This is a genomic window from Carnobacterium sp., from assembly GCF_045617425.1.
Classification (GTDB): Bacteria; Bacillota; Bacilli; order Lactobacillales; family Carnobacteriaceae; genus Carnobacterium_B.
The window spans coordinates 41,859-53,304 of the sequence record NZ_JAZLIO010000022.1 but is presented as its reverse complement, the minus strand read 5'-3'; the positions used below and the strand labels follow the sequence as shown (position 1 = coordinate 53,304).

At 33.2% G+C, this 11,446-nt stretch carries 24 protein-coding genes; 17 read left to right on the top strand and 7 right to left on the bottom strand.

The features are described 5' to 3' along the window. Positions 1 to 8: 8 nt before the first annotated feature. The 4 genes from ACKI3H_RS11390 to ACKI3H_RS11375 form a co-directional block, all read right to left on the bottom strand. A complete protein-coding gene (locus tag ACKI3H_RS11390) occupies positions 9 to 200 on the bottom strand; it encodes a hypothetical protein (RefSeq protein WP_407372366.1) in 192 nt (63 codons plus the stop codon). A 34-nt stretch (positions 201 to 234) separates the two neighbouring features. Then, entirely contained in the window at positions 235 to 750 is a 516-nt protein-coding gene (locus ACKI3H_RS11385; RefSeq protein WP_407372365.1) for a hypothetical protein, read from the bottom strand. A gap of 91 nt (positions 751 to 841) precedes the next feature. Further along, entirely contained in the window at positions 842 to 1,231 is a 390-nt protein-coding gene (locus ACKI3H_RS11380; protein ID WP_407372364.1) for an ImmA/IrrE family metallo-endopeptidase, read from the bottom strand. After that, positions 1,197 to 1,517 carry a helix-turn-helix domain-containing protein gene (locus tag ACKI3H_RS11375; protein ID WP_407372363.1) on the bottom strand — a complete coding sequence of 107 codons (321 nt, stop codon included), beginning with the start codon at positions 1,515 to 1,517 and terminating at the stop codon, positions 1,197 to 1,199. Before ACKI3H_RS11375 ends, ACKI3H_RS11380 begins: the two co-directional genes overlap by 35 nt. Positions 1,518 to 1,796: 279 nt before the next feature. On the opposite strand from ACKI3H_RS11375, the gene ACKI3H_RS11370 reads away from it, so the two are divergent. Continuing rightward, the gene (locus ACKI3H_RS11370) at positions 1,797 to 1,988 is read left to right on the top strand and encodes a helix-turn-helix domain-containing protein (protein ID WP_407372362.1); all 192 of its coding nucleotides are present in this window, start codon (positions 1,797 to 1,799) and stop codon (positions 1,986 to 1,988) included. A gap of 13 nt (positions 1,989 to 2,001) precedes the next feature. Then, the gene (locus tag ACKI3H_RS11365) at positions 2,002 to 2,205 is read left to right on the top strand and encodes an MW1434 family type I TA system toxin (RefSeq protein WP_407372361.1); all 204 of its coding nucleotides are present in this window, start codon (positions 2,002 to 2,004) and stop codon (positions 2,203 to 2,205) included. On the opposite strand, the gene ACKI3H_RS11360 is transcribed toward ACKI3H_RS11365, so the two are convergent. Further along, positions 2,202 to 2,555, bottom strand: coding sequence for a hypothetical protein (locus ACKI3H_RS11360; protein WP_407372360.1), 354 nt, complete (start codon positions 2,553 to 2,555; stop codon positions 2,202 to 2,204). The two genes, ACKI3H_RS11365 and ACKI3H_RS11360, sit on opposite strands and share 4 nt — an antisense overlap. Positions 2,556 to 2,627: 72 nt before the next feature. Between ACKI3H_RS11360 and ACKI3H_RS11355 the strand changes: the two genes are divergently transcribed. The 10 genes from ACKI3H_RS11355 (at position 2,628) to ACKI3H_RS11310 (ending at position 8,138) form a co-directional block, all read left to right on the top strand. Further along, positions 2,628 to 3,389, top strand: a complete 762-nt coding sequence (locus ACKI3H_RS11355) for a phage antirepressor KilAC domain-containing protein (protein WP_407372359.1) — start codon at positions 2,628 to 2,630, stop codon at positions 3,387 to 3,389. A gap of 4 nt (positions 3,390 to 3,393) precedes the next feature. Continuing rightward, a complete protein-coding gene (locus ACKI3H_RS11350; protein WP_407372358.1) occupies positions 3,394 to 3,651 on the top strand; it encodes a hypothetical protein in 258 nt (85 codons plus the stop codon). A gap of 220 nt (positions 3,652 to 3,871) precedes the next feature. Continuing rightward, positions 3,872 to 4,081 (top strand): hypothetical protein, encoded by a 210-nt coding sequence (locus ACKI3H_RS11345; protein WP_407372357.1) that lies wholly within the window; start codon positions 3,872 to 3,874, stop codon positions 4,079 to 4,081. Positions 4,082 to 4,092: 11 nt separating this feature from the next. Next, a complete protein-coding gene (locus ACKI3H_RS11340) occupies positions 4,093 to 4,260 on the top strand; it encodes a hypothetical protein (protein ID WP_407372356.1) in 168 nt (55 codons plus the stop codon). Positions 4,261 to 4,360: 100 nt separating this feature from the next. Further along, a complete protein-coding gene (locus tag ACKI3H_RS11335; protein WP_407372355.1) occupies positions 4,361 to 4,588 on the top strand; it encodes a DUF6877 family protein in 228 nt (75 codons plus the stop codon). A gap of 51 nt (positions 4,589 to 4,639) precedes the next feature. Further along, positions 4,640 to 4,846, top strand: a complete 207-nt coding sequence (locus ACKI3H_RS11330; RefSeq protein WP_407372354.1) for a hypothetical protein — start codon at positions 4,640 to 4,642, stop codon at positions 4,844 to 4,846. 50 nt (positions 4,847 to 4,896) lie between these two features. After that, positions 4,897 to 5,814, top strand: coding sequence for a YqaJ viral recombinase family protein (locus ACKI3H_RS11325; RefSeq protein WP_407372502.1), 918 nt, complete (start codon positions 4,897 to 4,899; stop codon positions 5,812 to 5,814). Next, positions 5,814 to 6,749, top strand: a complete 936-nt coding sequence (locus ACKI3H_RS11320; RefSeq protein ID WP_407372353.1) for a recombinase RecT — start codon at positions 5,814 to 5,816, stop codon at positions 6,747 to 6,749. Before ACKI3H_RS11325 ends, ACKI3H_RS11320 begins: the two co-directional genes overlap by 1 nt. Before the next feature lie 43 nt (positions 6,750 to 6,792). Next, positions 6,793 to 7,695 carry a replication protein gene (locus ACKI3H_RS11315; protein ID WP_407372352.1) on the top strand — a complete coding sequence of 301 codons (903 nt, stop codon included), beginning with the start codon at positions 6,793 to 6,795 and terminating at the stop codon, positions 7,693 to 7,695. A 5-nt stretch (positions 7,696 to 7,700) separates the two neighbouring features. Then, on the top strand, positions 7,701 to 8,138 hold the full coding sequence (locus ACKI3H_RS11310; RefSeq protein ID WP_407372351.1) for a RusA family crossover junction endodeoxyribonuclease: 438 nt from the start codon (positions 7,701 to 7,703) through the stop codon (positions 8,136 to 8,138). A gap of 33 nt (positions 8,139 to 8,171) precedes the next feature. On the opposite strand, the gene ACKI3H_RS11305 is transcribed toward ACKI3H_RS11310, so the two are convergent. Next, the gene (locus ACKI3H_RS11305) at positions 8,172 to 8,627 is read right to left on the bottom strand and encodes a hypothetical protein (RefSeq protein ID WP_407372350.1); all 456 of its coding nucleotides are present in this window, start codon (positions 8,625 to 8,627) and stop codon (positions 8,172 to 8,174) included. Between the two features lie 151 nt (positions 8,628 to 8,778). Here ACKI3H_RS11305 and ACKI3H_RS11300 point away from each other — a divergent pair, with 151 nt between their 5' ends. The 3 genes from ACKI3H_RS11300 (at position 8,779) to ACKI3H_RS11290 (ending at position 10,026) form a co-directional block, all read left to right on the top strand. Then, complete coding sequence (locus ACKI3H_RS11300) at positions 8,779 to 9,321, top strand: hypothetical protein (RefSeq protein ID WP_407372349.1); 543 nt, start codon at positions 8,779 to 8,781, stop codon at positions 9,319 to 9,321. Positions 9,322 to 9,511: 190 nt separating this feature from the next. Beyond that, a complete protein-coding gene (locus ACKI3H_RS11295; RefSeq protein WP_407372348.1) occupies positions 9,512 to 9,844 on the top strand; it encodes a hypothetical protein in 333 nt (110 codons plus the stop codon). Further along, positions 9,841 to 10,026: a hypothetical protein gene (locus tag ACKI3H_RS11290; RefSeq protein WP_407372347.1), complete on the top strand. Its 186-nt coding sequence runs from the start codon at positions 9,841 to 9,843 to the stop codon at positions 10,024 to 10,026. The genes ACKI3H_RS11295 and ACKI3H_RS11290 overlap by 4 nt, the downstream gene beginning before the upstream one ends. A gap of 40 nt (positions 10,027 to 10,066) precedes the next feature. On the opposite strand, the gene ACKI3H_RS11285 is transcribed toward ACKI3H_RS11290, so the two are convergent. Further along, positions 10,067 to 10,366 (bottom strand): hypothetical protein, encoded by a 300-nt coding sequence (locus ACKI3H_RS11285; protein WP_407372346.1) that lies wholly within the window; start codon positions 10,364 to 10,366, stop codon positions 10,067 to 10,069. Positions 10,367 to 10,477: 111 nt separating this feature from the next. Here ACKI3H_RS11285 and ssb point away from each other — a divergent pair, with 111 nt between their 5' ends. Continuing rightward, positions 10,478 to 10,957, top strand: a complete 480-nt coding sequence (gene ssb / locus ACKI3H_RS11280; protein ID WP_407372345.1) for a single-stranded DNA-binding protein — start codon at positions 10,478 to 10,480, stop codon at positions 10,955 to 10,957. Positions 10,958 to 11,025: 68 nt separating this feature from the next. Continuing rightward, entirely contained in the window at positions 11,026 to 11,385 is a 360-nt protein-coding gene (locus tag ACKI3H_RS11275) for a hypothetical protein (RefSeq protein WP_407372344.1), read from the top strand. The last annotated feature ends 61 nt before the right edge of the window (positions 11,386 to 11,446 follow it).

Below are 11,446 nucleotides of genomic sequence, written 5' to 3'. Positions count from 1 at the left end.
TTCTTTTTTTATTTTTTTGGAATTAATATTTCTTTACCAGATTTAGTTTTACCTATAGTATTGTCATATTTATCAAAGTATATGGAATCAAAAAACGGAGCAATTATGCCGCCCACTTCACTATAATCTTCGGGTGACAAATCTGAATATGTTTTATACTTTTTTGTTATGTCAAAAGGTATTATTTTTTTGTTGGACATATGATCACTCCTTGTTTTTTTAATTTTAAATTATTTATTCACTCATAAAATCGTCGTATAAATTTAAATTATAAAAAACATTCACTGTGTAAATCCCATTCAAACCCATCGTGTCTGCAATTTCATTTTGAAAAGCTAGCACATGAATTCCTATCTCGTCATTTAATAAATAAGATGAGTATCTTTGGTCGTACTTTGTTTCAAATTCATCTGGTTTGCTAACCAATAAATTTATATCATCTTTTTCTTCTTTAGGTAAGCCAACTTCTTTTAAAACTAATTCTGCTTTATCAGCAGTTATTCCTCTAAATTGAATGTAAGCAATTTGGTTACTTTGGTTTGTATAAACTGTAACCTCATTAGCTAATTCTTTTTTATCGTAATCTTTTAAATAATCTTCTTTAGTACCGGATTGAGCTATGTTTTCTGTATCGAAGTTATTTGATACAAATGAAGCAGTCTCAGCAAAATCATCACGACTGATACTTTCTTGAGAAGAACAACCAACCATGATTACTGTAAATAAAAGCAAACTAAGTATTTTTTTCATTCTAATCCCTCCAATAAAATATGTTATACTTTATTTGAGATAGAGATATAGAACTCAGGCCTGAACTGTTCCAGCAGTTTTGGGCCTTTTTTTATTTAAATTTACATTCCCAACCTAAACCCAAGTTGTAATTCTGCAATACGTCAGAGTAATTAAATTGACCATCTGATTCATTAATTAAATATGTAATCATATATTTTGTGGCTTCATATTCCATTTTAGTACGGTAAGAAGGATTATTATATAAAGAAGCTAATTCTTTATGATTAATCACATGTCCTAATTCATGAAGAATAACTTCTTTTTGCTTTTCCTCATTCAACAATTGATTAATGAAAATAATATTTAATGCCGGATCATAATATCCGTCATTCTCAATATTTATCAAAACCAATTCAATTTTATTTTTTTGAAGTATATCAAAAACATCATTCATATTATTCTCCTTACTTATTGCTAAATCTTCCTTCAAGATAAGCACGGATTGATTCTCTATCATTATCAGTCATAGGTTTTCCATCAAAACTCATCATGCCATCTAATATTTCGTCTAAGTCAGTTGGAAGATCTTTTTTAGGTTCTTTCCCTCTCAAGTAATCAACTGTGACACCAAAATAATCAGCAACTTTTTCTACGTTCTCTAATTTAGGAGAAACAGTGTTCCATCTTCTTATTTGGCCATTAGAGATTCCGACACGTCTTTCAACCTCAGCAAAATTAGTGTGATGATCTTCGCATAACTTTTTTATTCTCTCTACTATTCCCATGATACTCACCTTTCATAGGCTCACAAAAATAAATAATGACTTTTAAGCTATTTTTATCATTGGCAAATAACTTTTAAGCTATTATACTATGTTCATAAGCTAGTTAATCAGCTAATAAGTAACCAAAACGATACCCGTTACGTTCCCCAACGTTCAAGAATCAAGCTTTCGGACGGCTTATTTGCTATGGATTTATAATAGCATAAAAGCTATTTTCGGTCAACGATTAGCTGATAAATTAGCTTATAAATTTAAAAATAAAAAAGGAGGCTAATCGAAATGCCAGAAACACAAGCATTGCGAAATAAAATATTAACTCATTTGAAAGAAAAGAACATTCCACAAAATCACCTAGCAATGTTAATAGATGAAAATTATCAATATTTAAACGATGTATTAAACGGAAAAAAAACAGGTCCTAAAGCAAATGAAATGTTACTAACCATTGTTAAAGTTTTGGGAATTAAGTGAGGAGGGAAGAAAGATGAATATTGTCGAAGTAACAAAAGAAGCAATGTCAAAAGGACGTGGAATAACAAGAGAAAGCTGGTTGCCAAATTCTATGTTATTAATACCAACTAATACGATTCACTGCTTTATAGGTGAAACAAGCGATGGAAAACTAATAGGAAAATGGCAACCATGTGCTGATGACATAGTTGCCGATGACTGGATTGTTTATGGCTAAATAAAAGGGATAGCATTCTTTATTTTCTCCATAAATGTAAGAATATTATTTACTTTATCTGAAAAGGTTTCTTCTAATTGGGAAATCGCATAAGTAGTTAAAGTAATATATTGCAGTTTATTAGATAAGTACCGTCCAGAAATAAAATCATTCTTTTTTAACTCTGCACATGTATATTCTACATCTTCAATTTTCCATTCAGACATGTAGTTTTTATGAATCTCTTCAACATCTATGAATTTTACAGATTGAGCTTTAGTCTGATCGTTTTTTCTTCTCAACACGTATTCCTTGTATAGAGAAGATAAAAGATACTTCGCATCATTTGTTAAATTATCCAAATCAATCACCACCTTTAAACAGATTATCGCACTACAAATAAAAAATAGGAAGAAATATAAATAAAGAAAGAAGGGAACCATATGAATCATTTAAACTCAATAAGTTCGAAAATGACAATTGATTCACGAGAAGCAGCTGAAATGGTTGGTAAAGAACACGGCAAATTATTAAGAGACATTCGAACTTATGTTGAATATTTAGCCGAAGCCAAAATTGGATTGGGCGATTTCTTCTTAGAGTCATCATATTACGATGCAAACAACCAAATTAGACCATGTATTCTATTAACTAAACAAGGATGCGAAATGGTGGCCAATAAATTAACCGGTAAAAAAGGTGTTCTATTCACAGCAAAATACGTTATGAAGTTCAACGAAATGGAAACTCAACAAGCTCCAGCCTCTTATATGATTGCTGATCCAATAGCAAGGGCAAAACAATGGATTGAAGAGCAACAACAAACTCAATTATTAATTGAAAAAAATGCTGTTCAAGAACAGTTGATTGCAGAATACGAACCAAAAATCACTTATCTTGATGAAATTCTTAATTCAAAAAATACAATGACCATTACTCAAATAGCTGCAGACTACGGAATGAGTGGCCAAGAGTTGAATAAAATTCTTTGGAATCACGAAGTACAAAGAAAAGTTGGTGGTCAATGGCTGTTGTATAAAAAACACATGAATAACGGCTACACGAAATCAAAAACTTATTCAAATGACACAGGCGCTTATCCTCAAACTAAATGGACACAGAAAGGCAGAATCTTTATTCATAACTTATTAGAATCACTTGGTCATACAGCTTTAGTTGATGAACAAATAGAAATAGAGGTGTAAAGATATGATTCAACTTGATGAAAATCTAGTCAAGGAGGAAATAAAAGAACAGGTCCAACTGATTCTAAAAGATACTAATGAGCTTTGGTTGTGGGATGTTGAGACTTTAGTTAGAAAAATGTGTATGTCAAATGCTTTTGTGGAAGAAGAATTCTTACGTGATCCAAGAATGAAACGAATTGAACTTAAAAAAAGTCGTAAACGTTGGTATCAAGTTGATGAAGCTAAACGAGTGATTCAAGAAATCATGAATGAATGGTAATAAAAAAACTGAAAGGATAGTTCTGGCGGACTACTAGGCAATTAAAATTATGGAGGAATTAATCAAGAACTTAATCTGGTCATCCAATGTTTTCTTCTTTGGAAGAAAAAGAATAGCTAAAAGAGACTTTTATATATTTTACGGATTCATTGCAGCAATGATCATTATCTGTTTACCGCTGTTAATTCTATTCTGGGTAAATTGAAGGGAAGTGAAATATATGCCGTGGAAGTTTAAAAACAAGAACTTTGTTGATTATTACAGCAAAGAAGAAGGCAATCTTGAAGCAAGGATTACTAAGATGTCTGATTTCAATAAAGTTTCTATTCATAAAGACAATGAGCTGGTCACTAGCAAGAAGTTAGCTGCTAATAACTCTTTAGAATTTTTATTTGAAACAGGAGAAAAGATGTTGACTGAAGCCAAATAGGAGGAGTGATTATGAACATTTTAAATGAAAAATCTTTAACAGCAGAAGAAAAAGCAGTTGTAGAAGCAATGCGTTTAGGTGCAAAAGTAGACGTTACTTTTCATCAACTAAAAGGAATCGAAGAAGTGGATGAAAGAATGAATTTATTTTCTGAATTTGAAGTTGATAAAATTAGTTGATTAACGATAAAGGCGATTGGGTTTCATTTTATAAGGGAATGAAAAATATAAGGGTCGCTTGCAATTTAGAAATAGAAAAAGACTGAAAGTAGGTAAGAAAATGGAAAGTAATTATGCAACCGAAATTACGGAAGCACTAAGTAATGTACCTAGTGAAATAGCATTAATCGTTTTAACGGATGTCGATAAACGAATTACCGATTGGTTAGCAAGCGGCGGTGATCCAAACGCACGATACATTCAGCAGCAAGTTAATTATGCAAAAGCAATTTCTACACGTTTTGGAACAAAAAAAGAGCCACTGATCGCCGGCAAGCAAAGTCAGTGACTGAACGAAATATTTTATACCGAAATTATAGCACAAATAAGGAGTGAGTAAATGGATATGTTTAGTGAACTACCAAAATCTATGCTGGAACCTCCTGAAAATAAGCCTGTAGCATTTGATTGGCAGGAGTCGGAAATCTATTCAGGTGATGAAGTATTTACCGTCACAGAAAACACTGGAAAAGTGGTTCTTGTTTTAAAAGATGATTTAGAAAATTATATTGAAAACCAATTCGGTGAAGCAGAGGTGATGCAATAGTGGCTGTAAAAGAATCTGAAAAAAAATTACAAAAAATTAGTACGAAAAATATGGATAAAGCTACATGGTTAAGAATTAGAAGGTCATCTATTGGAGGAAGTGACGTTGGTACGATTCTTGGTTTCAACAAATATAAATCTGCTTATCAACTTTGGTTAGATAAAACTGGTCAAATTGAAATAGATACAGATTCTCCTTCAGATGCAGCTTATCTAGGAACAGCATTAGAACCATTTGTAGCTAAAGAATTTGAAGTTAGAACAGATAAAAAAGTTCGCGTTGACAATCATATGTATTTTCATAAAGACTATCCATTTTTAAGTGCTAATGTCGACAGACAAATTGTTGGAGAGAACGCCATCTTAGAGTGCAAAACAGCAAGCCCATATTTAGCGGACAAATGGGAAGGGGATAACATACCGGAACAATACATTTTTCAAATCCAGCATTACATGGATGTGCTTGATAAAGACTACGCCTATGTGTGCGCGTTGATTTGGCCAAGAATTATTTGGAAGCGAGTTGAACGGGATCAAGAGTTAATTGATATCATGCAAGAACGGTTAATAGACTTCTGGGAAAACAATGTCATCAAAAATATTGCTCCACCAATTGATGGTAGCAGCGCTACTACAAACTTTTTAAAAGAAAGATTTACATCTTTTGATCAAGGAAAACAAATTGAATTAGGTTCTAGGGAAGACGAACTTATTCATAATCTCAACAAACAAAAGGTAATCATGGAGGAAGTGAAAGAAAACATTGCTCAGATTGAGAACCAGATAAAAAACGAACTTGGTAAAGAGAATGCTGAAATTGCGGTTACTCCTAAAAATATTATCAAATGGAAAGCTATTACTTCCAATCGAATTGATAGCAAGAAGTTAAAAGAAGAACAACCAGAAATTTTCGAGGAGTATGTTAAATCAAATAGTTACAGAAAATTCAAAATAGAGGAGATTAAATAATGGCTACGAATAGTACTTTGAAAAATCAATTACAACAAAAGGGGAATAATACTCCATCACAAGCTCTAACTTTAAAAGGATTAATGGGTAATGAAACAGTTAAACAAAAGTTTAATAATGTTCTAGGAGAAAAAGCGCCTGGCTTCACCACTTCACTACTTAACATGGTAGGTACAAGCAAAGTTCTTGCGGAATGTGATCCAAATACAGTAATGACCAGTGCGATGGTTGCAGCTACATTCGATTTACCTGTAGATCCAAATCTAGGATTTTTCTACATTGTCCCATTTAACAATAAGAAAAAAATGCCAGACGGGTCATTTCAATGGGTTAAAGAAGCAACGCCGTTACTTGGTTATAAAGGTTATATCCAATTAGCTCAGCGCTCAGGACAATACAAAAAGTTAAATGTCATCACTGTTTATGAAGGTGAGTTAATTAAATGGGACCGTCTTACAGAAGAGTACGAACTTGATTTTGAAAAGAAACTATCTGATAAAGCAGTAGGATATCTAGGGTATTTCGAACTATTAAACGGCTATAAAAAAGCAACGTACTGGACTAAATCGCAAGTAGAAGCACACCGAATCAAACACAACAAAGGAAAAGACAAGTCAGCATTATCAGGTGTATGGAGAAGTGATTACGATGCAATGGCTACCAAAACAGTATTGAGAAATTTATTAAGCAAATGGGGTCCGTTATCTATTATTCAACAAGTTGCTTCTTTAGATGGTTCAACCGTGAAAGAAACTAATGGCTATTTAGAACGTGATCCTAATAGTCGCAGAGAAGCAGAAGTAATTGAAGATGAAGCAACTGAACCGAATATTCCAATAGACCCAGCGACAGGTGAAGTCATATATCCAGAAGAGAACGCTGAACAAGAAAACTTGTTTGAAGGAAGAACAATAAATCCAAAAGAAGAGAAATAAAAGATGACATCCATTCGAAATAGCGTAGGAGGTGTAGAGCGGAGTGGAAATTGGTTATATAAAACTTTATAGGAAAATAACTAATTCATTCGTTTGGACAAATCCAAATATGCTAAAGCTTTGGATGCTTTGTTTAATGAAGGCTAGTCATAGTGGAAATAAATTTTTGTTTAACGGAAAAGAAGTAGTCGTGTCCAGCGGTGAATTCGTCACAGGGCGCGATGCTATAGCAAAAGAATTCAATGAAGGGGTACCACGTGACCAACAGATTGTCGGACGTACGTTATGGAGATGGATAAAAAAATTCGAAGAAGAGCAAATGTTGTCCATCAAATCAACTACGAAATACAGCGTGATTACAGTGAAAAACTGGAACGAGTACCAAGCCAGTGACCAACAAGTGTCCAACAACCGTCCATCAACTGTCCATCAAGTGTCCACAATCAAGAATGCAGAGAATGCTAAGAATGCAAAGAATAAAGATAATAGTCGCCAATCCGCAAAGCGGACTTACGACGAGGATTCTATTCATTATCAATTAGCTTCATCTCTTTTTAAAGAAATTCAAAACAATAATCCAGAAGCAAGATCACCGAATCTGCAGACCTGGTCTGATGACATTAGAAAAATGATTGAGATAGATAACAGAAAACCGGAACAAGTTGAAAATATGATTCGTTGGTCTCAATCAAATGATTTCTGGAGCAGCATTATTTTATCAGCTAAGAAGCTTAGAGAAAAATATGATCAGATGAGAGTGCAAGCATTAAAAGGAACTAACACTAGTAAGAAGCAACCATATAGTAATCCTTCAACTAGAAAAGAAACTCTTCCAGATTGGGCAAAAGAAGAGAATCAGCAAGTTGAAGAAAAGCCAATGGATGAAAAAACAAAAGCTGAATTTATGGAACGTCTCAAAAAAATACAATCATTCGGAAAGGAATAAATCAATTGGAAATTAAAATCACTGTACCTGGTCAGCCAGTACCACAAGGAAGACCGAAGTTCACAACTATTGGTGGCCATGCAAGAGCATATGATCCTAAGAAGAGTGTTGATTATAAAAAGATAGTTGCTTATCACGCAATGCAACATAAACCTAAACAGTTATTAGAAGGCGAATTAGAAGTTGAAGTACTTATTTATAAAGAGTGTCTTAAATCTTTCAGCAAGAGGAATATGGAACTTGCTGAACTTGGCCAACTTAGACCGGTAACTAAACCAGATGCTGATAATTATGCAAAAGGTCCGTTAGATGCAATGAAAGGAATCATTTGGAAAGATGATGGCCAGATAGTTGATTTGATTGCTAGGAAGTTTTACTCGAGTAAACCGAGGATTGAAATCACTGTTAGGACGTTGGGTGAAATACAAACTGAATTATTTTAAATAAAAAAGTACTGCTTATGCAGCACTCAGTGATCAGAATAACTTATATATGTAATTTAAAACAGATTGTCTCATTTCTTCAATACTAGGTGTAAATAGCCACCAAATAGCTAATATGATCCACCAAATTACTTTAAGTGTTTTAGGTATTCTTGTACTTTTGAAACCTAAATAATTTACTATAAATGCTGGTAAATTCAGAAAGACTCTTACCCAATACAATGGATTCAGCATTCTATTAAATTTTAACTGATAAAAACCTAAAGCTTGATTTAATTTTTTCTCGACATCATAAACAGATTCTTCATGAGGAAATACACTGTAAATAGACGTGGTAGCTGGCATAGGAGCTATGCCATTTGTATCCATATATCTAATGATTTGCGTATCTGGTACAAATGCGCCTATCAACAGATTCAAAATAGGTGTTTTATAAACCATTAAACCATCTAATTGACTCTGATCATCTTCGTTTACATCTTCTAACATTTTGATGTACTTTTTACAATCTTTAATTCTAGGGAAAATCTCTAAAAAGTTAAAAGCAATTACAATTAACAAAAGAATAGCTAATTTAAATATGATTAACACCTCATCTTTATTTTACAAATAATATAACATAAAAAAGGAGAAATAGGACATGACAAAAACAGTAGAATTCAGACCAACAATTAAAGCGGTGAAAATGAACAAGGGTGACAAACAAGAAATTGTTCTTTCAATCGAAAATGGATCACTAGATGGCAAGTTCGAAAGTATCAATCAATTAATTGGTGAAGCAGTCAATGTGGTCATCCAGCCTTCAGTAATCAGCTACCGGATTCCATATGATGTTGAAAATGAAACACCTTATTTGAAATATGTAGTTGACGGATCAGGAGTAGTAGTTGAAGTGAAAGAGGAGCAGTTGGCCATTGACGGTATCAATAATAAATCATATAAGGATTTCATTGTTGAAATGGATGATGTTGATAACTTTATCAAAGAAGCTGCTTCATTCACTATGCCACCAAACGTTGAATTAAACCCAAGAACCATCCTTGAATACTTGGGTGACGGAATGACTTATGAAGATATTGCGGAAGAAATGGAAACAAAAGAAGCTGCAGTAGTGATTGATCTCGACAAAGCTAGACAGTATTTTGCTCCTTATGCTGCAGCGTGGGTTGAGTATAAGCAATGACCATAATTCTTGAAGCTGCCAAGTTTATTTGGACAGACGATGAAGTCAGTATCTTTAGGACAATGTGGTATGAGAATAAAAGTAGCGTTGAAATTGCCAGGGTTTTAAATTGTAAGATCCTGGACGTTGCTTTACTCGTTATGGACCAGGCAGAGAAAAAGAAAATTCAACAAAGAAAACGAGGGATAGTATGACCGAAAGAACAAGGCGTAGATGGGTAGGAGCAGAAAGAAACGACAAGTTCGTGGATGAAATTGAACCGGACAAGTACAAAGGTTTAGCTGATGATAAAGCATTCATGAAGTTAATTAAGTTTAAACGGCCGGACACTTTAACTATTGGCCAACTAAAAAGGATTCATTCAATAGCAGCTCATGGCGTAGATATTAGAAACAATATTGATTTAGCAATTGCTGGTCTTTATCGAAACAAAGCTTGTGCAATCAAAATGTTTAATGAATCAGAACAAATTGAATTTACTCGGCAAATTAAATTGTTGGAGAGAGTGAGGGATGTTGAATGAGTAAGAGATTAGAAGTATATAAAGGCTATCAACTACTTGCAGAAGGCACAGCAAAACAGTGCGCGGATAAGTTAGGCGTGAAAGTAGAGACAATCTGGTACTACAAAAGTGCTGCTTATCAGAGAAAGGGCAGCGGAGAGAATAGACGGATTGCAATTGAATTGGGGAATGTTACGGAATAAAAAAGAGACGATTTAAAAATCGTCCCGTGAATTAATATATTTATAGTAATTTTCGTGAGATAGATTTTATAGACGAGGTTTTATAGAAAGTAGAAAAATCAGTATTGTCACCTATAGAGATCCAATCCATCTCATTGATCAAACCTGCATATCCTAGTTGAGGAACATTTTCATTTAATAAAGTTGTCACTTTAGTATGTAGTTCCATAAATGAAGTTGAGAAAGCTTTTTTTAATTCATATTTATTGGTTTCTTTATTAATATTCACATATCCATTAATAATCGAAGAATCACACAATTCAAGCTGATTTCCATCAATAAAGCTAATCACTATTTTCAAAAAATCGCCTCCAATTTTTTAAAATTATCTCATAATAAAAAAAAGATGTGAACTGATATGCTCTTATCAATGGTTTAACTAAAAATCTAAAAAATAAAGCGAGGTTAAAAAATGATCAATTATGTAGTTCTAGTTGGAAGGTTAACAAAAGATGCTGATTTAAAATTTACTGGGAATGGCAGTGCAGTTGCTTCATTCACACTTGCAGTCAATCGTTCATATAAAAAAGAGAATGAAAATCAAAAGGCTGACTTCGTTAATTGTGTCGTTTGGAGAAAGACTGCTGAAGCATTAGCAAACCACACAAGCAAAGGTTCTCTTATTGGAGTTGAAGGAAGAATTCAAACACGTTCTTACGATAATAACCAAGGGCAAAGAGTATATGTTACTGAAGTAGTTGCTGAAGAAGTAACGTTCCTAGAAAGTAAAAAAACAGGTGCTCAATCAAATGGAGATAACCAACAGACAAATACTCAACAATACAATTCAAATCAATCTAGCAATCAGAATAGCAACCAGTATTACAATAGCGACCCATTTGATAAGAGTAGTACTCCAATTGATATTGAAGATGATGATTTGCCGTTTTAAACAATTGACCACAGTAAAGGCAGGTGAACCGTCATTTGTATGAATGGTTGAAGGATTATAAAGAATTAATGGAACAAATAGAATATCTTGAATTCAATCTTGAAGTAACTGAGAGCGAACTTGAACGATGGGAAGGTGGTGACCTTTCTAAAGTATTCTTAACTAAAGAATCTAAAGGTTCAAAAGTTGAAACTAATATTGAGATTATAAAAAAAGAGTTAGCTCTTAAAAGAAATCAGAAAGAAAGAATGGTTCGTTTAATTTCTAACTTTAAAGGTTTAGACAATAAAATACTTAAACTAAAGTATGTGGATGGAATGACACTAGAAATGATTGCTGAAGAGTTAACATATAGTTCAGGCTATATTCAAAAGAAACATGCAGAGATAATGAGGATGATTCGTTTCGCTGAAAAAGTTGACCTTTAGTAGGTGTGGTTTTGAGGAATGTTAAAGGTTGTAAAAACAGTTTATATTAATAACATAAGAA